The organism is Caulobacter sp. FV1ye13L, from assembly GCF_058681155.1.
In genome coordinates this window covers 2993361-3020232 of the sequence record NZ_CM178732.1, presented here as the reverse complement: position 1 = coordinate 3020232, position 26872 = coordinate 2993361, and the positions used below count along the sequence as shown (strand labels likewise).

The 26872-nt window shown below is 60.9% G+C and carries 22 protein-coding genes and 1 pseudogene; 17 read left to right on the top strand and 6 right to left on the bottom strand.

Going from position 1 to position 26872, the window contains the following annotated elements; genetic code table 11:
• Positions 1–42: 42 nt before the first annotated feature.
• The 6 genes and pseudogenes from ACW176_RS14645 (at position 43) to ACW176_RS14620 (ending at position 7214) form a co-directional block, all read left to right on the top strand.
• Positions 43–1950, top strand: coding sequence for a serine hydrolase domain-containing protein (locus ACW176_RS14645; protein ID WP_492109656.1), 1908 nt, complete (start codon positions 43–45; stop codon positions 1948–1950).
• A 57-nt stretch (positions 1951–2007) separates the two neighbouring features.
• Positions 2008–2265: pseudogene (locus ACW176_RS14640) on the top strand (IS481 family transposase); the annotation flags it as partial.
• 702 nt (positions 2266–2967) lie between these two features.
• A complete protein-coding gene (locus ACW176_RS14635) occupies positions 2968–3606 on the top strand; it encodes a hypothetical protein (RefSeq protein ID WP_492109655.1) in 639 nt (212 codons plus the stop codon).
• 727 nt (positions 3607–4333) lie between these two features.
• Positions 4334–5188: a DUF3313 domain-containing protein gene (locus tag ACW176_RS14630; protein WP_492109654.1), complete on the top strand. Its 855-nt coding sequence runs from the start codon at positions 4334–4336 to the stop codon at positions 5186–5188.
• Between the two features lie 669 nt (positions 5189–5857).
• Positions 5858–6205, top strand: coding sequence for a response regulator transcription factor (locus tag ACW176_RS14625; protein ID WP_492109653.1), 348 nt, complete (start codon positions 5858–5860; stop codon positions 6203–6205).
• 139 nt (positions 6206–6344) lie between these two features.
• Positions 6345–7214, top strand: a complete 870-nt coding sequence (locus tag ACW176_RS14620) for a hypothetical protein (RefSeq protein ID WP_492109652.1) — start codon at positions 6345–6347, stop codon at positions 7212–7214.
• A gap of 283 nt (positions 7215–7497) precedes the next feature.
• Here ACW176_RS14620 and ACW176_RS14615 read toward each other — a convergent pair whose 3' ends face one another.
• Positions 7498–8373 carry a LysR family transcriptional regulator gene (locus ACW176_RS14615; RefSeq protein ID WP_492109651.1) on the bottom strand — a complete coding sequence of 292 codons (876 nt, stop codon included), beginning with the start codon at positions 8371–8373 and terminating at the stop codon, positions 7498–7500.
• A 53-nt stretch (positions 8374–8426) separates the two neighbouring features.
• On the opposite strand from ACW176_RS14615, the gene ACW176_RS14610 reads away from it, so the two are divergent.
• From ACW176_RS14610 to ACW176_RS14580, 7 genes are all read left to right on the top strand, one after another.
• Complete coding sequence (locus ACW176_RS14610) at positions 8427–9182, top strand: class I SAM-dependent methyltransferase (RefSeq protein ID WP_492109650.1); 756 nt, start codon at positions 8427–8429, stop codon at positions 9180–9182.
• 113 nt (positions 9183–9295) lie between these two features.
• On the top strand, positions 9296–9736 hold the full coding sequence (locus tag ACW176_RS14605; RefSeq protein WP_492109649.1) for a DUF6326 family protein: 441 nt from the start codon (positions 9296–9298) through the stop codon (positions 9734–9736).
• 561 nt (positions 9737–10297) lie between these two features.
• Positions 10298–11056, top strand: a complete 759-nt coding sequence (locus ACW176_RS14600; protein ID WP_492109648.1) for a hypothetical protein — start codon at positions 10298–10300, stop codon at positions 11054–11056.
• Positions 11057–11154: 98 nt separating this feature from the next.
• Positions 11155–11955 carry an SDR family oxidoreductase gene (locus ACW176_RS14595; RefSeq protein WP_492109647.1) on the top strand — a complete coding sequence of 267 codons (801 nt, stop codon included), beginning with the start codon at positions 11155–11157 and terminating at the stop codon, positions 11953–11955.
• Between the two features lie 899 nt (positions 11956–12854).
• Entirely contained in the window at positions 12855–13235 is a 381-nt protein-coding gene (locus tag ACW176_RS14590; protein WP_492109646.1) for a hypothetical protein, read from the top strand.
• Positions 13236–14225: 990 nt separating this feature from the next.
• A complete protein-coding gene (locus ACW176_RS14585; protein WP_492109645.1) occupies positions 14226–15185 on the top strand; it encodes a TraB/GumN family protein in 960 nt (319 codons plus the stop codon).
• A gap of 240 nt (positions 15186–15425) precedes the next feature.
• Positions 15426–16547 (top strand): hypothetical protein, encoded by a 1122-nt coding sequence (locus ACW176_RS14580; protein ID WP_492109644.1) that lies wholly within the window; start codon positions 15426–15428, stop codon positions 16545–16547.
• A gap of 118 nt (positions 16548–16665) precedes the next feature.
• Here ACW176_RS14580 and ACW176_RS14575 read toward each other — a convergent pair whose 3' ends face one another.
• Complete coding sequence (locus tag ACW176_RS14575) at positions 16666–17331, bottom strand: TetR/AcrR family transcriptional regulator (protein WP_492109643.1); 666 nt, start codon at positions 17329–17331, stop codon at positions 16666–16668.
• An 88-nt stretch (positions 17332–17419) separates the two neighbouring features.
• Between ACW176_RS14575 and spt the strand changes: the two genes are divergently transcribed.
• The 3 genes from spt (at position 17420) to ACW176_RS14560 (ending at position 21044) form a co-directional block, all read left to right on the top strand.
• Positions 17420–18637, top strand: coding sequence for a serine palmitoyltransferase (gene spt, locus ACW176_RS14570; RefSeq protein ID WP_492109642.1), 1218 nt, complete (start codon positions 17420–17422; stop codon positions 18635–18637).
• Positions 18638–19543: 906 nt separating this feature from the next.
• A complete protein-coding gene (locus ACW176_RS14565; RefSeq protein WP_492109641.1) occupies positions 19544–20317 on the top strand; it encodes a DUF1889 family protein in 774 nt (257 codons plus the stop codon).
• A gap of 106 nt (positions 20318–20423) precedes the next feature.
• Positions 20424–21044 (top strand): IS6 family transposase, encoded by a 621-nt coding sequence (locus ACW176_RS14560; protein WP_492111940.1) that lies wholly within the window; start codon positions 20424–20426, stop codon positions 21042–21044.
• Positions 21045–21356: 312 nt separating this feature from the next.
• Here the strand turns inward: ACW176_RS14560 and ACW176_RS14555 are convergent, their stop codons facing one another.
• From ACW176_RS14555 to ACW176_RS14540, 4 genes are all read right to left on the bottom strand, one after another.
• The gene (locus tag ACW176_RS14555; protein WP_492111939.1) at positions 21357–21647 is read right to left on the bottom strand and encodes a hypothetical protein; all 291 of its coding nucleotides are present in this window, start codon (positions 21645–21647) and stop codon (positions 21357–21359) included.
• A 138-nt stretch (positions 21648–21785) separates the two neighbouring features.
• Complete coding sequence (locus tag ACW176_RS14550; RefSeq protein WP_492109640.1) at positions 21786–22826, bottom strand: alpha/beta fold hydrolase; 1041 nt, start codon at positions 22824–22826, stop codon at positions 21786–21788.
• Positions 22827–22995: 169 nt separating this feature from the next.
• The gene (locus ACW176_RS14545) at positions 22996–24042 is read right to left on the bottom strand and encodes a VOC family protein (RefSeq protein ID WP_492109639.1); all 1047 of its coding nucleotides are present in this window, start codon (positions 24040–24042) and stop codon (positions 22996–22998) included.
• A complete protein-coding gene (locus tag ACW176_RS14540; protein WP_492109638.1) occupies positions 24039–25883 on the bottom strand; it encodes an outer membrane protein assembly factor BamB family protein in 1845 nt (614 codons plus the stop codon). The genes ACW176_RS14545 and ACW176_RS14540 overlap by 4 nt, the downstream gene beginning before the upstream one ends.
• A gap of 222 nt (positions 25884–26105) precedes the next feature.
• Here ACW176_RS14540 and ACW176_RS14535 point away from each other — a divergent pair, with 222 nt between their 5' ends.
• The gene (locus tag ACW176_RS14535) at positions 26106–26744 is read left to right on the top strand and encodes a TetR/AcrR family transcriptional regulator (RefSeq protein WP_492111938.1); all 639 of its coding nucleotides are present in this window, start codon (positions 26106–26108) and stop codon (positions 26742–26744) included.
• The last annotated feature ends 128 nt before the right edge of the window (positions 26745–26872 follow it).

The following is a 26872-nucleotide window of genomic DNA, read 5'->3' as shown; positions in this document are numbered from 1 at the left end:
CTCTCGCTGAGCGATAGGTCGTTCAGACTTAAAGGCGAGCCCATGCAGGAAGCCCTGGCGTCGAGATCGGCAGACACGCTGCGGACGCTGCGGAACGGCACGCGCTTCGTATCGCCTGGGCGCTGGTCGGCTCGAGTTGAGCCGGAAGCCGTCGTTCTGACCGCGCCCGAAGGCGGCTCCCACATCACGATAGCGGATGGGGGTGTGAACGGCGCAGACGAAGCCGTCACAGCGGCATGGCGCATCCACCGCGACGGTGACGCCCCGACGGCGACCGGAGTGCAGCGGCCGGCGCGGGAGGGCTGGGATGAGACTGTTCTTTACCGCTACGCAGCCGCTCCGGGCGAGGCGCGCGACGTCCTCGCCCTGGCTTTGAAGAAGGGGAGCCGCTGGACCGTCCTGATCCACGACCTGACGATATCGGTCGCCGAGCGTCGGGGGGCTCAGCTTGAAGTGATCTTCAACTCGCTCCTGCCCGAGGGCTACGAACGCGAGACCTTTGCCGGGCGAACGGCCAACATCCTCGACGCGGCGCGCATCGCCGAACTGAAGACTCTGATCGAAACCGCGCGCCGAGAGTATGACATTCCCGGCGTGGCCCTAGGATTGATCCAGGGCGGCGAGGTCGTGTTCGAGGGCGGGTTCGGTGCCCGCGCTCTGGGGCGGCCCGAGCCGGTCGATGAGAACACTCTGTTCAACATTGCCTCCAATGGGAAGGCCTTGACGACGCTGATGCTGGCCAAGCTCGCTGAAGCCGAGCGCTTCAACTGGGACACGCCGGTCGTGGAAGTCTGGCCCGAGTTCCGTCTCGGAGATCCGGAGATCACGCAGCGCGTTCAGGTGGGACAGCTCATATGTGCATGCACCGGAATGCCGCGTCAGGACCTCGAGTTTCTATTTGAGGGCGAGACCTCGACCGCGGCGTCGATCATGGAGCTTCTGTCAACGGCCCAGCCGACCACCGAGTTCGGCGAAACCTACCAGTACTCCAATCTAATGGCGGCAGCCGCAGGGTACCTGGGCGGCCATGTCCTCTACCCGGAGCTTGAGCTGGGCGAGGCATACGATCGCGCGATGCAGAAGCTTGTGTTCGACCCTCTCGGGATGGCCGCAACGACAGCGGACTTTACAGCCGCGCTCACCGACAATCACGCGGCCGGACACGACCGGGACGCGGACGGCAGAATGCGTGTCGCCGACCAGGCGCTCAATCTTATGTCGATATCGACCCGGCCGTCCGGAAATCACTGGAGCAGTGTGCGCGACATGCTCCGCTATGTGAACATGGAGCTCAGCGGGGGACTTCTGCCGGACGGAATGCGCTACATCGACAGTCAGCTTCTGGAAGATCGTCAAACGCCGCAGGTAACCGAAGGTTTCAACGAATTTTACGGGATGGGTCTGAAGATCGACCGTCAGTGGGGCGTGCCCGTGATCCGTCACGGAGGAAACACTTCCGGCTACATATCTGACATGATCTGGCTGCCGGACCACGGGGTCGGCGCCGTCATCCTTATCAACTCCGATGCGGGCGTTGAGCTGCGCGCGGCGTTCCGCCGCCGGCTGCTCGAACTGCTGTTCGACGGTGAGCCGTTGGCGGCTGACAAGATGGCCTCGAGGGCGCCGGCAATGCAGGCTGCGTCCGCCAAGGAGAGAGAGGCGCATACTGTTCCTGCCGACTCGAAAGCCTTGGCCGGACTGGCACGGCGGTACCACAGCCATGAACTCGGCCACCTCACGGTCCGACGGCAAGGAGCGGCGACGCTGTTCGACTTCGGCGGATGGAGCAGCGAGGTCGCGACCTCGCAGGACGATGCCGGCGAAATCACTTTTTCCACGATCTCCCCCGGGGTGGCTGGCTTCAGGTTCACGGCGACGAATGAGGCCGGCCGCCGCCGGCTGTTGATTGCTGATGCAGATCGCGAATACGTTTTCGTTGAGCAGCCTTAGGTGTTTAGCCCCGGGTTTTGATTTTGCAGTCTTTTCCAACGAGTGGAAGGAAGCGCTATGGGCCAGATACTGCACGGAAGCGCCCGCACGACTGAGGCAATCCGTCGAGCGATACAGGATAGTCAAGAGAGCCTTAAGGTGCTGGCCCGGCGTCACGGGATCAAACAGAAGACGGTCGCCAAGTGGCGCAAGCGCACCTCCGCAATCGATCCACCTAAAGGCCCCAGGGAGCCGAGATCGACGGCCCTATGCGTCGAGGACGAGGCGATCATCGTCGCCTTCCGCCGGCTTACGCTGCTGCCGCTGGACGATTGCCACGGCGTACCAGTGCGTCACCACGATTGTTCAGAGGGCCCCGAAGTAGGAGCGCTTAGGTCGATCGTCTGTGGAGTTGCGTCATGTTCAAGGCCGCGATTTAGGTTGCAATGGCCTTTACACTACTTCCTACCACATCGGCACGCGCGTCTCGCCGACCGTCAGCGAAGCGACGGCCCCGTCTGCGTCCGTCAGACCGGCCTCGGCAACACGGTGCTCAATCCGTCGAAAACCCGGTGCGTGGCTCGATTGGGCGCAGGAGAAGCGCGCCGCAGGAGCGCGCGGATCCGCGCCAATAGCTCGAAAGGCTCGAACGGCTTTGCCACATGGTCCGCGGCGCTGCATCCGTGACAGACGATCCTATCAGTTGCTGCGCCGTTGGCACTTAGCGTCAGGATCAGCAGGCTATGTGCCAACATCCGAAGGCATATTGAAAGTCCTTCCTGCCCCGGTGGCCAGGAGGCGCGACCGGATCGTCGTGAAGGACCGGACGCCTTGCGCAGGCTTGCGGTGTCAGCTCTCACCATTCAGCCCGGCGACGGCAGGCCGTTGAGCCCGAGCTCTCTTCCAAACTCAAAGGTATTTCAGCTCATGCCCCTCTTGCTGCCCTCCCACCATCCCCGGCTAAGGCTCCTGTCTTCTTCGGCCTTCGCCTGTTTACTGTCGGTCTTAGCCGGGGTGACGGCGTCGAACGCTCAGTCCATGAATGAAATGGCGTCTGAGGCGTCCGCGCAGCAGTTCTACGCCGGTGTCCAGGACAGGATCAGAGCGTCCACCCACGACGGTCCAACCTACTATTTTTCTCAGCGCTACGAAATGACGCCGGAGCTGGAGGCCGCGATCGAGCAGGATCGCAAGGATCAGGAAGTCGTCGGTCGGCTTCGGGCCGACCCCGTCTTCATGCGATACTATGAAGGCTACTGGGATCACTATCAGGCGCGCGAGAACGCAGACCCAGGAGAATTCTGCGCTGCGACCTACGTCAACCTGGACGGATCGATCACGCTCTCGGGGTTCGACGAGAGCTGGGAAGGCGGACAGCTCATGTTCATCGGCAAGGGCATTCCTCAGCCGAGAACATTCCGAGAAATTACAGTGACACTCACTCAGAATAACGAGCGCCCGGCCACGGTCAGAGTCTATAATCCACCGGGGAGCTCCGCGATGCCGGGTCACGGCACGATCATCTTTGCCGTCCCCAAAATGGCTGACGCTCTTTCCGGCATGGAGGAAAATCAGGAGTTCGTAATTTTCATCGAAGGTGCGGAAGTGTTCCGCATGAAATGGAAGGACGGCAGAGAGGCACGTAACAGCCTTCGTCGCTGTATTCGGAAGCGCTGATGACGTGACACCTGACGTGACCCCCGTTTCTCATCCAGCCATAATGAGTGTCCTGAGTTGATTTGAGCCTTGGTGTTGTTGGGTGGCAAGAGGCCGGTGCGCGGAGCTATCAGCGTGCGCAGCGTGCCGGCCGGTCTCTCCGCAGAAGGCGCTGGCGTACTCCCTGGGCGTCATCCAGCCGAGCTTGGCGTGCGGCCCGGTCAACAGCCGCGGCTCTGGTCCACACCGGATGAAAGATCTTCGGTCATATGCACCGGTACACCTGAAAGCTTTCCGCTCAGTGGCCGTTGCTGATACACAATATTGGCTTCGCCTTTAGAGCGCCGAGCGCTGAAGCTTTAGATCTGACATGGAAGTGTTCATTCCATCTCTCTGACTGCTGATGGGTTCTGGCGTGGAGAGAAGCGATAAAGCCGCTGCACGTTGCTCAACGGCGTCCCTGAGCGAGAGGCAAAAGCCCACATTGCACCGGTTCTTGAGGCAATCGACGCGGATTGGACGAGACAGGCTGACCTTCTGGAGGTGGCTATCCCTGGGAGCCGGCTCCATCGCTGTCGCTACTGCAGCAGGAAGATCTCCCTAGACGGGCGGTATGGCTTTCGCACTCTCGAGGATCGCGAGGGAGCAATTCTTCGCCAATCAGCCTTGAGAATGCGGCCTCTCACTCAGCAGCAAACCCGGGCGCTGCAAAGCTTCCGACGACATACCAATGCCTGGAGACCAATGAATGACCTTCCCTTTTCCCGCTCGCCCTCAAGTCAATCGCGCGGGGCCCATAGCCGTCAGAGTCGTCACCTTGGCGGCGTTGTCGACCCTCGCCGCCGCCTGCCAAACCATGCCAACGACGAATTCCGGCTACCTCTCCAGCTATGAAGGATTGGCCGAGGCCAAAAGCGGCCAGCCCGGTCCCAAAAAGCGGCGGGACGACGCGGCTTCCAACGCGCTTGCACGTGTCTACATCGAGCCCAGCGTCCTGAAGGTCGACGCCAATACGCCTATCGGCCCAGAAGATCAGGCTATGGTGCGACAGGAAGTCGACCGGCAGCTATGCTTCAAGGTAAGCCAACGGTTTGAGATCGCAGCAACGCCCGAACCGCAAGCCGGGCGTATTCGCACCGCGATCGTACAAATCGCGCCCACCAATCCGACGGGTTCGGCTGTCACTGCCGCTGCAAGCTTGTTCATCCCTATCCCCTTTGTGAAATTTAGAGGTACCGGAATTTCGGGGGGTCTGGCGGCCGAGTCTGAACTGCTGGCGCCCGATGGCCAGCAGGTGGCGGCGATCGCCTGGGCCAAATCCACCGAAGGAATTAGCACGATGGATCCTTCACTTTCCCCAGTCGGCGACGCGCTCCAGTTGGCCGATCCGTTTGCAGGCGCTGTCGGCGAGGCTTTTGCGACCAAGGCGAGAAAGAAGCGCCCTGTCGCCAAGCCCGACCCCTGCGCGCGGTTTGGCCACCGACACACCGCGGGTCGAACTGTTGGCGGCGCCCTCCTCGGCTTAGGCACAGGTCTGTATGCGCCGTCGGTCTCCGGCGCGGGCCGCGCGCCAGAGGGCGAGGCCGAGACACCCAAGCCCTGACGCCCTATCTGCCGGGAAGAAAGTGACGACGCCCGCCGCTCATCGGGAGCCAGCAGCCTTGCTGCGGTCTACCTACTAAATCAGCGAGCGGCGGGCGTTCCAGGTTCTGGCGTGCCTTGCACAGGCATGCGCTAGCCAGCCACGCGCCCCGACGACGCGTTGACACGGCTCTGGCGCTCGGCGCCGAAGGGAGCGCTGTCGCCTGTGTCCTCGCCATCACTTATGTCGCGCGGCGTTAGACCAGCTGTGAGTGACCCATCGTCGACCCCTTTTTTGGCCGAATGGCGGGTTCGCAGCAATGAGGCTCATGGCGCGCCTGGCAACGCTTCCGACTCAGCGCCCAAGCCGCCAGGCCCAATCCTGGACAGGGCCAGACCCAGCTGGCGAGTCGCTACCGACATGGATCCAGCAGCGACGGTCGCGCCCAGCGCGCAGACTAGGCTCCAGCCCGCATCGCTCATGCAAATACGTATATAAATGCTGCAAATTTGGGCAATTTTCTTGAATTTCGCATGTGTTATTCGCCTTCGCACAGGAGCACTCCAGCATGAACACACAGCGCGACGTGCTGGTCCGGGACCGGCAATGACCCCCCATGATCCAGGGCATCCCAAACGGACGGTCCCAGGCCCGACCGGAGCCGGGCTTAACAACGCTCGTGTCGTCATCATGGCTGAGATCGAAGTCGGGGACGTCGTGAACGTTGTCCAGACCCTGAGGGCGACCCTTCCCGTAGGCACCCGCCTTCTCACTCGTCTGATGTCCGCCTCGGAGGAGCTGCCCGAGTCCCGGCCGGCCTTCACCTTGACCGTCCGACAATGGGAGATTTTTGCGCTGCTCAGCGACGCTTTGACCAACAAGCAGATCGGACGCCGGCTGGGTCTGTCTCACTTCACCGTGAGAAACCACGTCTGCCACATACTTCACGCCGTGGGGGCGCGATCCCGTCGTCAGGCGGAGGTGGTTTTCGCCGAGTTGGCTGCAGCCCGCTCATGCAAGGACGAGATCAGCTGCTGACGTCGCTGACGGTAATCGCAGATCAGCCCAAGGGCGCGCCGATCAAGCTGTCGGCTACCGTCGGCAGGCTCCCGGCTCTGAACAGCTAGCCTGATGTCCCGGGTCATCGGCGGTGCAGCAGCACCCTCCGACCGGCCCTATGCCGATGCTGGAACAGCAAGCGACTTTGATCATGACGGACGCCCGCAACAATCGCCCCAGCCGAAACATCTCGCGCCGCCAGGAGTCCGGCCTACAACCAGCGAGTAGCATCTTGAGCAGTTGGGCCGGGATCATGTTTTCCGTCGCGGCCCTCGCGCTAGCGGCTGGTGCTGTCGGGGCGGGCTCCTTCATTGGCGACACTGAACCGTCGTCCCCGGCTTTGGCCAAGACCCTAGGTTCCGAAGGGCAGTCGCAGCAGACCGTCTGGCCAGGCAGCGCTTTCCCGAGTCCGGAAGCCGCACTTTCCATGGTCCTAAAGACCCATCCAGAGCTCATACCCAAGAACGGCAGTCCGTTCCTCTACAGGGCACAGACCGTCATCGCTTTAGAGGACCAGGCCGTTCTGATAGCCACGGTCGGAGCCGAGTTGGCCCTTCCCAAGGTGACCGGCTCGATCGGCATCTTCTATCTGAGGGCCACGCCGACCGATCATGAGGAGGTCAGCGCCAAGCCGTACCTTACGATCGTCGCCCCCGCGGGCCTAGCCCCGGAGTTTCGCGTCGCGAACGAGTTCGGCCAGTGGCCAGTCCTCGTCGTCAGAACGCGTGATCTGCACGCCGGAACGGCCTGCGAGAGCACTCAGCTCGTCGAGCTCCGGCCAACCGGCCCTGTGGCCTCCGCGCCCTTCGTGTCGGCCTATGATGCAAGGGGCGCGCAAGGCCGCTCGGGTCGATCCTGGACCGGTCAAATCCGAGATGTCGGCTTCGGCGGCGGGTTCACGCTGAACACCGGGGAACGGAGCATCCGGTTCATACGGACAGATGGCCGCTATGTGCCCGCTCAAGGCTTCGAAGCGCCCCGCTGCTGAGATGTCTCTCCCCTTGCCCGCACTTGGCTTCAATGGCCTCGCAGCTGACAATTGGGCCTCGCTCGGCTGACATCTACTCGCCATCGCGGATGCTAAGCGAGGAACGGAAACAAGGGCGAACCGCATGGGCGATCTTCACCCCCCAAAACTAGTAGTACTGAAAACTGATCGAACGCATTTGAGCCCCCCTTCCAAGTGGGGAGCGGAGATGAGTAGAGTTAGAGTGCCAGCGTCAAACACGCGGTCCCGCGTCAAGAGGGGCCTCATGTGAGCCGGCGCGGCCCTACATACGAGCCAATTCTTCGGCCATGATCGCCTGGACCAAGCGGATGCTAGGGCTAGATTGCAGCTCCTGATGGGTGACCAGCCAGATTGGCACCGGAATGGGCGCCATCTCCGGTAAGAGTCTCACCACTCTGGGGGTCCGTTCGGCCACCTGGCGCATCATCAAGCCCACACCCATACCGCGTTTGACCATTTCCCAGATCACAACCGATGACTCCGAAACGATCCGGAGATCCTCAGTGAAGATCGGAATGCCGATCTCACGCATAACGCTGGAGAACTGAGGATCATCGAAGCCCATCAAGCCCGCCCTGGCGAGATCGGCAGGCCCTTTTGGCCGACCATTCCGAGCGACCCAATCCTCTGACGCGAAGAATCCCGCTTCGGCATCGCGGATATGCCAGCCGGCCAAACCAGGGCGATCAGGACGAACATGGCGTATGGCGATGTCCGCTTCTCCACGATGGAGATCGCTGATCTCGTTGGAGGCGACGATCACAATCGTGATCTGCGGAGCTTCTGATCTTATGCGCGCCACGATCTCGGGAAGGATATAGGCCGCAGAAATATCTGTCGCAGAGATGCAGACCCGCCCGCCAATTTCCTGCGCTCGACCGCTGGCCGCGAGAGCGAGCGTGTCCGCGGCGTCACCCATGATCCGAATGTGATCCAGCAGCTCCATGCCGGTCTGGGTCAGGACCAGCTTGCGACCCCGCCGCTCAAACAGGGCCACACCCAGATCGGCCTCAAGCGCCTGAACCTGCCGCGACAATGTCGGCTGGGTCAGGCCCAGCTGGCGCGCCGCTGCTGACAGGGATCCCGCAACGGCGGTCGCGTGAAACGCGCGAATATGGTTCCAGTCCATCGTCTTCATGCAGGTGCGTATATCATAGCTGTGAATTTAGGCAATTTCCTCAAAATACGTATGTGTTATTCGCCTTCGCAGAGGAGCATTCCGGCATGCACACAGCGAGCGACACGCGGTATTGGAACAGGATCTCGCGCAAATACGCCAAGGACGTCATTGCTGATCAGGGCGGCTATGAGCGCACCCTGGACCGGACCCTGGCCCTGCTGCAACCGGACGACCGGGTGCTGGAACTGGGCTGCGGGACCGGTACTACGGCACTGCGGCTAGCAGGCGAGGTACGGAGCTATCTGGCGACGGATCTGTCCGCCGGAATGATCTCGATCGCCAAAGAGAAGCTATCCACCGGCGCCATTCCGGCCCTTGCCTTCCAGGTCGCGACTGCCGAGTCCCCAATGCTCATTGCCGGGCAATTCAATGCAGTTCTGGGGTTCAACTATCTCCACATGGTGCGCAACCTGCAGGCTACGCTATGCCGCATTCACGCCCTACTTGTCCCCGGCGGTTTATTAATCTCCAAGACGCCCTGTCTTGAAGATATGGGGCCGCTGATAAGCCAGGTGTTGCTGCCAAGTCTGCGTGCGATCGGCATGGCCCCCCATGTCAGCGTCTTCAGCCAGGCCGAATTTTGCGCACGTGTCAGCGCAGCCGGTTTCGAAATCCTCGCCGTCGAAAACCATGCCACCAAGGGCAATGACCACCGGCCCTGCATCGTGGCCCGCAAACGGTGCGCGCCCGAGGGTGGGCAACCCGCTGCAGAGGTAGGTCAACCCGCTACCTACTCCCGCAACCCGCGCCCCTACCTCGACGCATGACGCTTCGGCTTGGGACCAACCGTGCCCAGCTGCCAGCTCCATCTGGTCGGCCTCGGCCCCTGCGGTAGCCGACCGCACCCGCAACAATCATCAGTCCTAAAGCGAGAATAGCTATGAAAATCCAGAATTCAAAAATAACAAAATTGAAAGAAACCCCTGTAAATCCAAAAATTACAATGGCTTTATTGTGGGCTAGTTTCATGTTTCTGTATATATACTTAGATTATTTTCACTTGTATATGCCGGGATCATTGAGAGATATGCTCAATGGAAGAGTGTTTGAATTCGAAATAAGTCAAACATTTACTTTTATCGGCCTCACATCGGTTACAATCCCAGCCCTAATGATTTTCCTTTGCGTAGCGCTGCCGGCAACCTTGAATCGGTGGACTAATATAATAATCGCTACAATTTATATTCCCTATTCACTATTTAATTTGGTAGGCGAAGCCTGGCCGCACATGTATTTCGGCGCAACAGTAGAGGTTGTCATTCTACTACTTGTGATAACGCATGCTGTAAAATGGCCCCGTGTCGAAGATGGAAATAACTGATCTATTCAATAATATACCCGCGCGCGTCGCCATATCTGAGCCAATTAATTACTATTGACGCCGGACCGGTTGCGAAAAGCAACCGGTCCGGCACTTCAGCCGCAACCCACCAGGCTGATGGAGTCTGTCAGCAAGATACTTGGGCAGATCTGAAGATGAACGCCTCTAAGCCGCGCTCCGGCGCAGCTATGGGCAAGCCGCAAATGCTTGCCTTGCGGCAAATGGCAAAGCGCCCGTCTGCCGACGAACAATGCACCGGGTCATCTAGGCTCGCTGCCCCGCGATCGGGAAGCCCTACAATGGTGCTCGCTGCAGGCTCGTTTGGTGTCGAAGCAAGGCGTCATAGAGGCTGACCGGTTGAGCATGTTCGGTGACACCATCACTTGTCAGGCCCCGCCACCTCCGGGCCGATACGAACGACGCTCTGGCGGTAGCGGCCTGCACTTGGGCCTTGCCCATGGCTTCGGACAGATGCGGAAGCCGGAACAGTGCGCCCAGCCTAACCTCCAAGTGCTCTCCGGTGGCGGGCGACTGGAAATGAGATGGAGGAGAAGACCCGCCGTGCTCGAATGCCAAAAGCGCACTATTTTCAACTACAGGCGGCTCTCCATTTTTGGCGCTGCGCTCCTATCGGCGAGCAGCTTCACCGCCAGCCAACTCCATGCGCAGGATATGTTCCAGGTACTGTATGCTCAGAGAGCTTTTGCTGAACAGCAGCGAACTGCCGCGAGCATTCAGGCGTATTACGGTAACAGATCCCGCTCCAATGAAGTTCGCTATGCGGCGCCTCCGGCAAGGGGCCTGAGTCTGCAAGAGATCGCGACCCTCGAAGCGGAGAAGAAGGAAAGGGATGCGAAGAAGCAGGCCGAGTACCAGCGATGGCTCAAAGGGAGCTGGCAATTCTTCCAGAGCCGGGAGCCCGCCGAGCCCGACGAGTTTTGTACTGCCATGTATCAAAGCCCCAAGGGCATGATCACTCTGAGTGGCGTCGACAAGAGCTGGGAAGGGGGTCTGCTCATGTTCACGGGCGAAGACATCCCAAACCCCCGCCGCTTTGGCGAGGTCAAGGTCACGCTTACCCAGTCAGGCGACCCGCCAGCGACAGTCAAGGCTTTCAACCGCGCCCGGGACCCCAGCATGGGCCCGCTTGGCACCGTCGTCCTCGCGGTTCCAACTATGGAAGCAGCACTCGCTGGCATGACCGACGAACAGGAGTTCGCCTTGTCCGTCGGCGGCCGGGAGGTCTTTCGCATGGCCTGGAAGGACGGCGTCAAGGCCGCTGGCGAACTGCGGAAATGTCTCCGCGATCGCCGATCCTAGCGCGGCGGGAAACTCACCGCGAACGGCGGCCTATTGGCTGATGTCGCCAAGCCTGGTTGTCGCCAACCTCCTGGACGCACGCGAACGAAAGTAAGGCTATGGGCATACTGAACGGGAAGGTCGCGCTTATCACTGGCGCAGCCCAGGGCGTCGGCGAGACTATCGCTCGGGCTTTTGTCGCAGAAGGCGCAAGCGTCCACTTGGCCGACATCAACAGTGAGGCGGGCGTGGCACTGGCCTCTGAGCTGGGCCAACGGGCGATCTACCACCACTTAGATGTAAGCCAAGACTCAGACTGGCTGGATGTGATGGAAAAGACCCTTGCCAAAGACGGCCTGCTGGACATCCTCGTGAACAACGCTGGCATCACCGGTTACGAGACCGGGGTCGCTATAGACGCTTCCGTAGAGGCAGACTTGGAGGACTGGCGCAAGGTTCGCATGACCAACTTGTATGGGGTTTTCCTAGGCTGCAAACACGCTATCCGCGCCATGCGCGCGTCTGGCAAGGGATCGATAATCAACATTTCGCCCCGATCAAGTCTAGCGGGGACGCCCGCCACCGTGTTCGCGTCGTCGAAGGTGGCGGTCCGCAACTATACAAAAACTGTCGCGCTATACTGCGCTGCCGAGGGCTTGGCGATACGCTGCAACTCTATCCATCCTGCTGCCATCCTGTCTCCGATAGGCGAGCCGATGCTGGGCGATAGTCCGGACGGAGGCGCTAGAATGGCCGCGCGAGGGCGCGATACGCCTCTGAAAGAATTTGGACGCCTGGATGAAGTGGCGGCTGTGGCCATTATGCTCGGATCCGACGGGGTCGCGTACATCACAGGCGCCGAGTTTCACCTTGGCGGCGCATTTCCACCGGAGACTACAGCCTCGCCCGAGCACCCGTAATACCGCGAACATTCTGGTGAATATCTGGGATCCGGATGTGAGATTATAGTAGTTTTTCACCAAACGATGGACTTGTACGCTGAATCTTCGAAGTTTCGAATGACGCCGAGGATGGCTAACCATTAGCTCTATTTGATCTAAAAACTATCAGGCTGTGAGAACGGGGCACGAGTTAAACTCATTGACTGGCCTTTTGCTGAAAATTTCGCGCCACAACGGGAATCCCTGCTTGCCGAGGAGAGCGAAGCCATAGGCTTCGGCGAGGATCCCGCGAGGCTGCCAGAATGTAGCCAGGACCCCTACCCTGATGGCCTGAACTTCTAAGCCCATGCCAACCCAAGGCACGATCATCTCCATGCATAGGTCAGGCGGGCCGGCGCTCATCGGCTAGCTGAGAGTGACCAGCGAGCCGCGCACCAGTTTTGCGGCCTTTTCCAATGGTCGTCTTAATCTTGAACACCCCGACGCAATACAGACGACCTGGTGCAATTGGCCCGATCAGGCGCGCGGGGGCGCGACGTACCTTTTTCGATCCGATGAGGGTCACCAAACTTCAACGGTGCTTGCGGCGCCACGCCAAACGGTCAGGGAAGCTAGCTGATGTAAGAGGCCCTCGACGATCCTGGGGCCGCCAAGGCAGAGACACTCCAAATCTCGGCAATATTGAGCCAAGTTCTTTTTGCGAAAATTGATATTTTAGTCTTACTCCAAGTAAAGACGCCACGCGTCCGCCACACCTAAATTGATCATTCGGCAAACCCTGCGCGGCAATTTGTGCCGAAGGCCTATGGACCATCGCTGAAACTAACTTAAACTATTGATTTTATTATATAAATTTATGCTCCAAGTTGCACGGAAATTGCGAGGAACGTCGTACTCAATTTTACTTGGGAGCTCCCATGCAATTCTACAATTCCAGCAGCATCTCGGCGTCGCAAAGCGCCGCAACCTTGGCAAAGATCAAAGCCGCTACCGCCTCGGCTGCTACCGCCGTAACGACTGCTGCCACCGCCACGACTGGAGCCAATGAAGGCCCCACCGTAACGGGGTCCAAGTCAGCCAAGGACGAATTTCTCGACTATGCCAAGCTAACGCCCGCACAGAAGATGCGCGCGACAATGCTCAGCAAACTCAAAATCACCGAAGAAGAGCTGAAGGCGATGCCCCCCAAAGAGCGCCAGAAGATCGAGGATCAGATAAAGGAGATGACCAAGCAGCAGGTCATGGGCGCCGACAAAGATCAGATCCAAAAGGGCGCGCTGGTCGACCTTAGGGCCTAGAACAGGCCCCATAGCGACGAGGCGGGGTCAGCACGGCCCCGCCGCCTATTGTCCGACTTGAAGCTGTAGATCGGGACCTGGCAGCACCGGGCAAACTGCTGCATGGTCCAGACTTCGGCACGGCTATAGCTCAGTGCCACTTAGATGACCCTACCAGCGGGTCATCTATGGTCCTGATCGCCGACCTTGAATGGCTGCCTGTGGCGTATGTTCGGACAACTTGGCAGCTTGACGGTGGCGAGTTGAGGCAAGGTCACCCGCGCCGCCAAGCTAGGTCCTCAAACTACATCTCGCCGCGCCAGGTGGCTCCGCGCCAGTCGCCCCAGCGCCAAATATCGGAGAGTTTGGGGATTTCGCAAAAGAGGCTTTCGCTCGATGTGTCACGACCTGCCGGTCACGCTGAATGACGTTCAAGCAGAATGTTCGGGATCGCCAGCATACCGCCGGTCACGCTCTTCAACCTAACGATGCCGCCGCCTCTCTTCGCAGGCCGGCGTCGAGACACGGCTGCCATTGCCGGGCGCAAGTCGTACAAATGCCAAGGCATCCTTAAACGCAGTCTTGAACATGACAAAACTCACCATTCAGCCTGCCTAAGAATTCCTATTCCAAGGCCCTCAGAACAAGCTTGGCGATGCACCGGTACACCGTCGCGATCGCCTCACGAGACGCGACCAGACGCGCCTGGAGAGCTGAGCCTTGTAGGCTCAAAGCCACGTCGCCAGAGCGGCCTCAACACCGGCGCCCTCGCGGGCAAATAGGCTGAAAGCCTTTGCGCAGCCTAGGCTGGCGGGCCTGGCCAGGCTGCGGGCGATGTCGTTGTGCCGGCCGCCAGTGACCGGGACGAACGGGTTTTTCCGGACGCGACACGCCCAATCAGTGCCCAGATCAGTGCCGCCGTTGGCCCTCCAGCGGTGGCCTTCCAGCCAGCCCAAAGTCGCATTTTGACCTTATTGGTCACGTTCAGGCTCTCATGAACCGATCAGGGGTATGACAGTGAAATTGAAGCACTTAGGGCTAGCGCTGGGATTGATTGCGCTCCTGCCAACAGCGGCCCTCGCCCAAGTGATTGATGATCCCGAGGCGACAGTGGTCGAGGCCTTGGTGGTCAATGCACGACTGCCCGGCCCGGCCTGGTGGAAGGTCTCCGACAGCGACACGACGATCTTTGTCCTGGGCTTGCCGTCCTCCCTGCCCAGGGGCATGGCTTGGGATAGTTCAGTGCTGGATAACCGCCTGAAGGGGGCATTCGCCTATATCACGCCGCCCACCGCCCGGGCGGGTCTCACCGACATTCCCGCCCTGCTCAGGCTACGCAAGTCGCTGCTGGCCGAGAAGCCGCTGGAAGGGACCTCACCGGCGCTAGCGGCCCGGCTTTCGCGGGCCTGGGCAACTGCAAATCCCAAGTCGCCCGACGATTGGCGCGACTGGAAGCCTCTAGGCGCGGCTCTTTTCCTGACCGACCTGGCCAGCAAAAGTGCCGGCCTGGACGATAGCCAGCCTGAAAAGGCCATAGCAAAGCTGGCGCGAAAGAACGGCGTAAAGGTACGCGCGGCGGCCAACTATAAGGCTATGCCGATGATGAATGCCGTAGCGCGTCAGCACAGTGATGCAGCGGGCCTAGCCTGCCTCGAGGAAGTGCTCGACGACATCGACCGCGGGCCCGAGCCCGACCGGCAGGCGGCTCGTGCCTGGGCAGAGGGATGGGTCCGCGGATCGCTGGCGGCCCGCCGAGGCCACGACCGCTGTAGTCTGTTGCTGCCCGGTGTCTCTGCTTTCATTCGCCGGACCACCGCAGATGAGGTGACGGCTCTGTCCGAGGCTTTGGAAACCCCGGGTCACGCGGTGGCAGTCTACGCAGTGCGGGGCCTGGTCGCCGCAGATGGCGTTCTGGATCAACTCCGGGCCCGGGGCTATACGGTCAAGACGCCTGCCGACCTGTCGCCATGAGCGGCCGTTGCTAGATTCACCGCCGCTATCGCATCCAGGGATGTCGTATCGAAAAGCGGTACGGCACCATCGGCCTGCGAGACCAGCAGAATGATCTCGCTACGGCCCTAGGCACCTGAATGCCGGGTCTGGAGCGGGCCGGTCGCCCACCTTATCCCACCCCCTTGTTCGTCGGCGCCTTTCTGGCCTAACCCAGCAGGGCGTGATTTCCCAAGATCTCAAACCGTGACGGGCCTGCCCATGACCAAAATCGGATCTTCGCCCTATGTAGCGGGCTATGCCAATGCCGGTCCAGCCACAGGCAAAAGCACGTCCACGGCGACCGACAGCGCCGCGTCCAGCACAGCCGGCAAGGCGACGGCTGCTGTCAATGTCACCTTGTCGGCCGAAGCCCAGGCCGTCCTCAAGACCCAGACCGACACCCGATCGACCGACAGTGTCGTCGCCCATGCCCGGGCGGCCATAGACAGCCTGCTAAAGGCCGCGCGAACCAGTAGCGCCCTGGCAGACGGCAAGCCGACGATCAATCTGACAGATCTTGATCGCCGCGAACTCTTTGCTATCGCCAGCGGCCGGAGTGGCAAGTTTGCGGTCGATGAGCAGGTGGTCGCGGCCCTGGAGCTAAAGGCCCGCCAGGCCGACGCCCTCTCCGGCCCTGCCGCCTCGGCCCGGGCCACGGGCGACTATGCCGGCCTCTATCAGGCGGCCCTCGACCGGCTCGATTCAGCCGGGGCTGAGGAGAAGGCTACGGGGCAATGGGCCAAGGATCGGGCGGCCCTCGTTGAGGGGCGTAAACAGGCCATCGCAAAGCCTGGTGTCGCCCCGGTGGGCATCGAGGGCGATCCCGTCGCGGCCTATCTCAAGGACATTGGCTCTGTCGTCGCCAATGCCAAAACTCGCGATTTCGGCAAGGTCGCCGTCGATGTACGGGCCGTGCTCGACCGGCAATACAGCCTGGCCACGGCCGATGGCGCGGCGAAGGGGCCAGACAGCGGCAACATCAACTTTGCCCGGTTCGACACGCGCTCTCTCGCGGCGATTTCCCTTAATCGTGAGGGGTTGTTCTCGGACCACGAGGTCACCGAGGCCTCCAGCGAGATACGCGCCCGGGATCATTCGTCGGTCATGACTAGCTACAGGGCAAGCGCCGCCTCGGCCGACGCGTCGAGCTTTGGCAAGGCCATAATCACCCGCTATGCCACCATGAGCGCCGAAGAACGCGAGGCCACGGGCTGGACGCCGGAGCTCTATGACAAGATGTTAGCCCTGCAGGATACTCGCGAAAAGCTGGCCTCGCTGTTCAGCTCTAACGGTGGCACTGCTAAAGCAGGCACCATGACCCTGCTGGACTATCTCGACTAGGCAAACTTGCCAGCCGACCGTTCCACACCAACAGACACTCGGGCGGCGATGACCGACCCCTTGCGAAAACTAGCCGTTCGACGGTGAGCAGGATCATCGCGCTTCTGCGTTCGCGACCTTAGGTCACGCGAATGCAGAGATGTGCGAACAGGCGCGCCGCCAGTTCGGGTCTAGCCGCGTCGGTCGCGCAGGCGACCACCGGTGCAAGGACTGCGACTTCGCTCGTTTCAAGAAAAACGTCATCGCTCGCGTCGCCGGCCGCCCAGTCGTAGAGCGCGCCCAGATAGTTGGAATAGATCGTTCGCCCCAACCGATCTGGATCCACAGCTGCGCAAATCAAGCCGGCTGACTGGGCTTGCGCCATCGCATCTATGACGAGCTTAGCCGGGTCGCGACCCAGATGTGTACCTTCAAAGAGCACACGCGGGATCCTCACCAGAACTTGGCGGTAGAGACAGGTATCATCGACATACATTCGCGCCGAGAAAATGGAGGCTTCGAGCGCAAGCTCGATACCTGTCGCGTCGGTCTTAGCCAGAACCGCCTCAATGCGATCCAGCGCCGCGTTCATCACGGCAAGGGCGATCGCGTCGAGCCCCCCGATCAAGTTGTAGATGGTTTGCGGGGCCACATGCGCGACGCCGGCAATCTGGCCCAGCGACACCTTGTCGATTCCGTGCGCGCGCCAGAGCGACGACGCTGCGGCGATAATCGCCGCGCAGCGCAGCGCCTTGCCGCGCGCGCGCAGGGCCAGCATTAAATTTGGATTGGGATCTAAATTCATTGTCGTATATATTTTTAGATTGTGTTCTAAATTTCCACAAACGAAACCTTGCGGTCACCTTCCAGTGCCGCGCGCCGAAAGCATCTCCTTGGGCCTTTTTGATTCCCACGCCGCCTTGCGCGCCCGCTACGACGCCGCGAGATCGGCCGGCCAAATGCCCACCGGCGTGGTCATGGATCAATTGCTGTCGGCCAGTGAAGCCATCATCAACGGCAAGCGGACCACTACGGTCGGCACCCACAACTATCTAGGCTTGGCTTTCGACGAGGCCTGCATCGAGGCCGCGATCGCGGCGGTGAGACGCCAGGGAACCGGCACCTGCGGCTCGCGGGTCGCCAACGGCTCGTTCTCGGACCATGTAGCGCTAGAGCGAGAGTTGGCCGAGTTCCATGACATGCGCCACGCCATGGTGTTCTCAACCGGCTACCAGGCCAATTTGGGGATCATCTCGACCTTGGTCGGGGCCGGTGACTTCCTTCTGCTGGACGCCGACTGCCACGCCTCCATCTATGACGCGTGCAAGCAAACCCAGGCCAACGCGATCCGCTTCAAGCACAACGACGCCACCAGCCTCGATGCACGCCTGCGCCGCCTAGCGGGCGAGCCCGGCAATAAGCTCGTCGTCGTCGAAGGCATCTATTCAATGCTGGGCGACATGGCCCCGCTGAAGGCCATCGTCGAGGTCGTTAAGCGGCACGGTGCATACATCCTGGTGGACGAAGCGCACTCAATGGGTGTGCTAGGCGCGCGCGGCTGCGGCCTGGCCGAGCAGGAGGGCCTGCTCGATCAGGTCGACTTCGTGGTCGGCACCTTTTCCAAGAGCCTCGGCGCGGTCGGCGGTTACTGCGTGTCGAACCACGAGCAGTTCGACATCCTGCGCGTGGCCTGCCGCGCCTACATGTTCACAGCATCGTTGCCGCCCGCCACCGTTGCGTCAGCTCGCGCTGCGCTAAAGATCGTGCACGAACGCCCGCATCTCCGCGCCAAGCTTTGGGAAAACGTCCACCGGCTCTACAATGCCCTGGCCGGCGCGGGCTTCCAGTTGGGCTCAACACCTAGCCCGATAGTCGCGGTATCTATGCCAAATGACGAAGCGACCTTGGCCATGTGGCGGGCACTGCTGGATGGCGGCTACTATGTCAATGTCGGCCTTCCGCCAGCCACACCCTCTGGTGAGAGCCTACTACGCTGCGCGGTCTCTGCGGCGCACTCCGAGGAACAAATCGACGGGCTGGCTGATCTGATGATCGGCTTTGGCCAAGCTTTGGGGGTTTTGCAAAAGCCACGAAGCGTCGTCAAAGCCTGAGGTGAGGCCGCACGTCCGCCCTATGCTCCTTTCACCCCGGCGCTCTGAGTATGACCTTTAGCGTCGACCGCCGTCAGGTCAGGTGGTCAATGGTTCGCCTGTAGCTCCCGTTGGGGGGCTCGTGAGACCGGCCGATAGCCCAGCGCGGTATGACGGCTGTAGCGGTCGATCATAGAGGTTACGGACAGAGTGGGCGCGCGCTGCGGCAATACGAGCCTGCTGGCCGCACTGCACCGATCTCATGGAGCCCCAATAGCCCCTGGTGTTTCTCTGAAAGGTCGGGAGTGATGTACCGGGTCACCCCTGCGGATTGTTTCAGAGCCAGCAGCCTATAGAGCTCTAGGGCTATTCAATCGCCCTCCTCACCCCCATCGCTTGGCCAATCTGGCCTACCCATCAGAGACGCGGCCATGATCAGCCATAGCACTCATCGTGCACCTACGTTTCGAAAGCCGCCCATGCTGAGCTACTGTCTGATCACCGTCGTCATCGGGTCAGCTGTGGCAGGTGCCCCAGCCGCCGCGCTCACGACTGCGATCGAATGCGAGCCAATCGGGATTTCTGCTGTCGCCGAATCCTTCGCGACCGAAAGTCTCGCGCTGAAAGCTAGCGCTACGGGCGGCTAACCGACGGCCCAATTGGCTATTTCCGCAACCTGGTGGTCCACGCTCCAGACTGAGGTCCCGCAGCCAGGACAGCAGAACCGTCGTACCGGCTGCTCGGTGGGGCGAGGGCATCGTCGGGGCAGCCACGCCTGCGGCCCGCAAGTCACAAGCGGTGTCGGCCATGCCGAGCGAGTTTCGCCAGAAGTGTGCGTCGGCCGATGTTTCTTGGGCCGTCGGCCTGAGGATCTAATGCGCAGGTTCAACAGACCTCATCTTTCCCGACAACAAAAGGAAGCACGGCATGGCCGAAATCATCCGCGTCTTGGTGCCGCTCGACAGCCATGCTGCCGGAACGATTCAGACCGCCATCGAATACGCCAAAGTGATGTGCGCGAAGACCGGCTCACGCGACATCATCCTGCTGACCCACAATAAAAGCGTACTGGAGCACACCAGCTTGGCGGACAACTTGGGTGATCACACGGTTCGCGCCCTTGCCAAGGGTCCAGTGAGCGTCTCGGCAGGGATCAACCTGCAAGCCGAAACTAGACGGACCTTGCGACGGCTGCGTTGTCCCGCTGTGATCATCGTTTACTACGCTGAGAGCGAGATCCTGGATCTTGTCGACGGCGCGCAGAACGTTGCCGGGGTCGTGGCCGTGCCGGACTATCCGGGACGGGCCGACGGCTGGGCTGAACGCTGGAATGTCAGCATTCACGGACAGGTTCGCCCGGCACCCGTGACCCTAATCGACGACCCCGTGGTCGTTCGCGCCCTCGAAGAGCTCACAGAAGTCATTAATCTGTCGACGGGCCTGATCCACCCGCGCGACAAAGAGATGGCCGACGAATTCCTGCGGATCCTTCGCGCCAAGGGTCACGCAAATCCGACTCCGAAGATCCGCTCCTGGGCCATCCGCAATGGCTGGAAGCCCTACCACGCGGTCAAGCTTGAGGCCTTGTCGCGCAGGATCTGGTACCTGAAAGCCAACCACAGATTGTCGAAGTTTCACAATCCGCATGTGCGCTACGACCGATGGTTCACAGGCGATGGCGCTGTCAGAGCAAATGGCTGACATAGTGAGCGGCCGCTAGCCTGCCGGGATTAGCAACCCATTCCGCTACTTCAACAGCTCGCCCGAGGTGATCCGCCTGGTGGTGATGATGTACGTCAAGTAGCCGCTGTCGCTTCGTAACGTTGAAGACCTCCCGGCCGAACGGGGCATCGATATTTGCCACGAGACGGTGCGGTTCTGGTGGAACAGGTTTGGCCCGATGTTCGCCGCCGTGATCCGGCGAAAGCGGGTCTGGCGGATGAAGGCCTTCAGACACTGGAAGTGGCATCTCGATGAGGTCTACGTGAAGGTCAACGGCCAGATGCACGACCTCTGGCGGGCCGTCGACCACGAGGGTGACGTGCTAGAGTCCTTCGCCAGCAAGACCCGCGACAAGCCTGCGGCGTTGAAATTCATGAAGAAACTGATGAAGCGGCACGGACGTGCCAAGGTGGTCACCACCGACGGCCTGCGCTCATATAGGGCGGCGATGAAGGAGCTCGGCAACGCCGAGAAGCAGGAGATTGGCCGCTGGGCCAACAACCGTTGTGAGAACGCACACCTGCCGTTCCGACGACGAGAACGGGCCATGCTGCGGTTCCGACAGATGAAGAGCCTCCAGAAATTCAGCTCCGTACACGCCGCCTTCCACAACCACTTCAACCAGGAGCGTCACCGTACCAGCCGCGAGACCTACAAGGCCCAACGCTCCGCCGCACTGGCTGAGTGGAGGTCTCTTATGGCCTGAGGCCGCGCCGTCCTGCCCGACCTGCGTCTAGTGGAGACAAGTTGGGGTTAGGCGGACAGCCTTGTGAAGGCTATTCGTTCCGTGTGCCCCTCACACACCCATCCGGGAGCTCGGTAGTCAACGCCGAATGAGATGAGTAGACTTCATTCGCGTGGCCGTTCGGAGTCGATCTAGAACCCCTAGGACCATCTGCGGACGGCATGAACGCGTCGGCGACGCGCCATTAGCGGCCCTTAGCTCATCTCCGGATTCCAGACCTACGGCCGGAAGCTCAAGCGGCGTTGCCCGACCTAAAGTGGGCCCTGATAGACCCTACCTTCCGGCGGGCTCGATCCTGAGGCCCCTCATGGCCAAACTCAGCTTGCAGCCGTCGCCAAAGGTCACGGCAAGCTCTAGGATCATCGCCACGACTTTCTGGTTGGTGGGGTGATCTTCCGCCAGCAGGATCCGCAACGAACGCGGCTCGTGACGGGCGATTTTGGATGGATTCTGGTCTTCTTCACCTTCGCTATTGGGCCGCGACATCGGAATGGTGATCGCAAAGACGGCACCACGGTCAGGCGCGGACCGGGCCGCAATTCGCCCCTCCATCAGCGAGACCAGCGATTGGCAGATCGCAAGACCAAGGCCCGTGCCGCCGTGGTAGCGCGTCGTCGACGTGTCGGCTTGTTCCGGGACTGCTCAGCGATGTTCTGGTCATCGGAGGATAAGGGCTGAAGAGAATGGCGAGTCTTGCGTTGTTCATCGCGTCTGACCGCGGGACTTTGTGGCCAGCGACGAGTTGGAGCCCACATCGTCTAGGAAAAGGGAAATCGCGTCGTTGGCCAAGGCGGGGCTTTGCATTGATGCCCAATGACCGACGCCTGGAAGTCTCGCGACCCGTAGTGACGGGTTAGCCTCTTGGAAAGTCGTGATGAATTCCGGGATGAATGTCCGATCGTTTTCACCCCAGATAAGCAGGGCTGGAACGGCGAGTTTTGGCGGACCTTCCGGCCACCTTTGCGTTGCTGTGATCGCCTTAAAACTTGGAATATTGGCGCGATACCAGTTGATGCCGCCATCCAGCGTATCGACATCCGACAGGGCTTGATAAAACTGTTGGGCCCGATCCGGGGCGATATCACCCTGATCGACGAGTTCCTTGTAGGACTGGCGACCGATCCGATCAGCCAGATTCAGGCTGCGGATGTCATCGTAACTCACGGTTCTGAGGAACTGCATGTATTGGGATCGGGCCTGTTGATCCGCATTCTCCATCACCAGGTCCAGGAAGAGATTGGCCGGCGGAGCGCTCAGGCCGATGACAGCGGCGAGGCGATGCGGATAGGCCTGGGCGTAAGCGAAGGCGAGCGCGGCGCCCCAGTCGTGGCCGATCAGGATAAACGGCCGATCGCCGTTTAGGCTGGTGGCAAACCCGTCCAGTCCCTCGGCCAGATTTTCGACGGTGTAGGAATCCACATCCTTTGGGCTGTCCGACAACCCTACGCCCTGGGCGTCGACCGCCACGACGCGATAGCGATCTTTGAGCATCTCCATCTGGTCGAACCAAGAGAGCCAGAACGACGGAAACCCGTGGTATAGGATGATCAGCGGTCCCTGGCCCGCTTCGACGTAGTGCAGTCGACGTCCCGGCAGGCCGGCGACACCTTCGGTGTAGTGAAGGCTCCCTTTGGCATGCAGGTTAGCCCATTCAACCGCCGGATCGGCTGGTGCAGCGAAGGCCGACCCGAAGCCAGCCAGAGCGGCTACAAGTCCGGTCACCAAGTTGATTACGTTTCTCATTGGCTCTTGTCCGTTACGTCCTGAAAGGCGCGTCCACGACCTGAGAGGCGCAAAGGCGCTCCACTCGCGGTGCAGCCTGGTGGGCCCAAAGCCGCGCCGACCAAGGCAAAATACTTATGCTAATGGGTCCCGCCTGAGAGATGACCAAGTCGCCGCACCCGCAGGCCTGCTAGCTCTTGGGTCTTGCGATCCAGACCTTGTTGTCGATCGACTCCCCTCGCCCCCCTTTGAAGTTTTGCTGCACGGTGAAGAGATTGCCCTCGGGGTCGTAGGCATACTGGATCAGCCAGCCGCCGTGGCGGATCGGTTTTCCGGCTAATCGAACCCCAAGGCGGCCGAGCCGCTCGACCTCCGAGGACAGGTCCGCCACTTCGAGCGAGAAGGCATTGTAGCCGACCTCATCGAGCGTCCTGTCCGCCCCAGGCGCCGGCGTGCGGGGACGAACATACTCCCAAACTTCGATCTCGAAATTTCCCAGCGAGAACCAGCCGCCCCGAATGGACAGATTGTCTATGTCGGCGATGTCATCGAGCGGCTTGCGGTCTTCTTGCTCGCGTGTGCTGTGCGGCCCAACGCCAAACACCCTGGCGTAAAAGCTCAGCATCGCATCACGGTCATGAACGACATTGGCGATATGGCTGACCCAGGCCGCCTCCTGACGCTTGGGGTGATCGTAGACTTCGTTTTCGATCATGATGCCGTCAGGATCACGACCGTAGGCGTAGCGGATGCCATAACCGCCGATATCCACGGGTCCATCGCCACGCGAGATCATGGCCAGCCCGCTGGATTTGAAGCGGTCGTAGGCCGAATTGGCGGCCGCCGACTGAAAGCAAATGTGCGTATAGCCTGGGCCGATCACGGGCCGCGGCGATGGCGGCTGGGCCTTTCCAGGTTCAAAATCCATCAGCTGAATGAAGGTCGTGGGCGTGGCGATCAAGGCGATCTCAACCCGTTTGTGTGGCCTTGAAAGCAGCTGGGGCGCAAACAGCGCACCCTCGACGAAATAGCGCTTCACGACGCGGTAGGGCGCCGCCTTGGCGTAGAACGCCACCGTCGCATCAATGTCCGAAACCGTGATCGCAACGTTGCGGACACCCTTCACCGGGAGGCCTTGCATGGGATCAGGCGATATTGGACCGGCCACCGCTGCATCGGCCATCATGAAGCCCGCCGCGAGAACGGCGAGGCCACGGGAACAAGCCACCTTCGTCATTTTGCGCTGTTGCCCTCTTTCGGCCCGTAGACGAGCAGAACATTGCCGGGGATCTCACCAAACTTGTCGTAGCCCGAGTTCACGATGAGGCGCTGTCCAGCGATGACTGGACCAGCGGAGTCGATTGATCCGCCCTGAGCCTTCACGCCATTGACGGTCGAGACAGACGGTTTGGTGTCTATGCTTGCCAGGAGCTTTCCATCCCGGGTCGAATATGCCCGCAGCAATCCATTGTGAGCACCGCCCACCACGAGCCCATCGGTCAGCGTGACCGGGGCGGAAATCGCAGTCTCACACCGAAAGCTTCGCTCGGCGCAGATCGGATCCTCAAGATGGCTCCAGACGGGTCGACCGGTCGCAGCGTCAAGCGCATGCACCCCGGGCCTTGGTGCGCCGACAGCGCCCTTGTTGCCTGGCGTATCGGCCACGCCGACATAGAGGGTCCGCCCGTCCGTCGCCATACCCCAATGGACCCCGCCATTAAAGCCGCCCATTCCGACCCGACGGCTCCAAACGATCTTGCCGGCCTTTTGCGGGTCGAGCGCATAGATCATCCCAGACTTCTGGCCAGCCAGAAGGATCTCCTTTCCACCCGGCAGTGTCGCCAGGATAGGCGGAGCGCCAAAGTCAAAGTCCGGGCCGTCTTCAGACGGGCAGTTGGCGTCTTTGCCCTTGCGCCCACACGACGCGTTCCAGGCATCGTTGCGCGTCACCTGCCGCACCCAACGCACCCGTCCGGTCTTAAGGTCGGCGGCAATGATCGCGTCGCTCATGCCGTTGGCCGGCGAGGAGTAGTTTTCTCCGGTTCCGAAATAGAGCAGGCCGCGCTTGGCGTCGATTGTCGGAGGCGACCAGACCGGCGCTCCAGACGGCCCAAGTCGCTCAACCCCCAAAGCGTTCTTGCCCAGAACCCGGGGCGTATCGGTGGTCTTCAGTCGCCAAATCGGCTTGCCCGTTCCTGCGTCAAGCGCAGCGATACCCCCTTGGAAACTACAGCACCGATAGGCGCCGTCCATCGCGCTCACCACCTCGGTCGACGACATCGGCACAAACAAGCGACCGCTATGCAACGTGGGCGACCCGGTGATCGTGCCCGCCGGGTGGTCCTGCACCGACCGCTTCCAAAGCAGCCTGCCGCTCGATGCATCGAGAGCGTAGACATTGGCTTTGAAGTCGCCAAAATAAATCCTGTCGATCTTCCCCGCGAGGTCAACGCTCAACGTCGGGGCGCTGCGAACCTCGCTATCGGCCATGAAGCTCCACCAGACGCAGCCGGTCTTGGTGTCGAGGGCGTAGACCTGTCCATCCTGGCTGCCGGTGAAGATAGCCTGAGGTGTCACGGCCGGCTGGGAGCGCGCGCGCGAGGCGGCCGGAAAGCCAAACGCCCACTTCAATTCAAGATTTGCTATGTTTTGCGGGGTAATCCCGCCCTTTTCGCCAGGCTGGTAGCGCGTATTCTCAATATTTCCCCCCCAGCGGTTCCAGCCCGCAGGGTCGGTCAAATCCAGTCGGCCCTTGCAGCTGGCGCCGATCGACGTGGCGGCGCCAGCGCCCAGGTAGTTCGCAAGCAGGCGACGATCATCAGCGCTCAATCCGCGTCCCTGCTCACGCATCAGCCCTGTCGTGAGCGCCGCCTCTATCGCCTGCGGCGTGCGGGTTTTCAGGGCCGCTCGCGTCGGCGCTCCGGTCGCCGGATTGCCGTGGCAGGCCGCGCAGTTGACGGAGAATAGGGCTTCGGCGCGCTCCTGTTGTTGCGCGGTTTGGTTCTCGGGCGCGCAGCCGCTGGCAAGCGCGGTCAAGGCCAGCGCGCTGAAAATTCCTTTAGGCGGCAGATGAGCCATCGCACTCTCGATTTGCAGGCCTGCGACCACGCGGCCAGACTAAACACCTTTATTGACGTATTGTACAATACTAGCAAGCTGCCTCGCTAGGCGGCCGCCATTTTTTTCGACACTGATAGGGGCCGAGAGTTTTGGCTCACCGAGGGGCGGCAACAACCGGTTGCGTTTGAACAACGAGAGCGCCTAGATCGCCCTTCAAGGAAGTGAGCCTAATTGACGATCATGGTTGATGATGTCCCGAAAATACGGCGGCGGCTTACGCCTGAAAAGCGACGCGAACTGATCCTGGACCAGGCGGCTGAACTTGTTGCGCGCGAGGGGGTCAAGCAATTGACCGTCGAGCGGATCGGCAAGGCAGCAGGCATCAGCAAGTCGCTTGTCTACGCCTATTTCCCCAACCTGACCGAACTGTTGCGAGACCTCTACGGTCGGGAAATGCGGGCGATGCGCCGGCTGCAGGCGGGCGCGGCTAGACGCGCGACCACGTTCGAAGAACTGACCCGCTTCATTACCCACGAATATCTGGTGTTCATAAAAGAACGGGGCTTGATTATCGAGCGCCTTCAAAGCGAACCTAGCGTGTGCGACGCCCATGATCCCACAGAATACGGACGATCGGCGGCGGTCGATTACCTATCTCAGATCGCCATGGAGCACTTTGATCTGCCCGCCGACATCGCGCGCGCTGCAACCGATATTTCATTTGGACTGGCGGCCACGGCGGGGTCGTATTTCCACAGAACGTCAATCGACATCCAGACCTTGGAAGACATAACCGTCAACATGTTCATCGGCTCATTCAATCAGCTGAGAAGTGACTACAACGCGCGAAAACGCCTGCCGAAAATGGCTAAGCTCTAGCGGCCGGCCAAGGCCGGCCGCCCTGCGGGGCGGCGTTGCAGCACCTCAGGGCTGGGGACTTGAAGCATTAGCCTTAGCGGTTTGGCGGGTTGGCCGCGATCACGGAGCCGAGCGATGAGCGATGATGT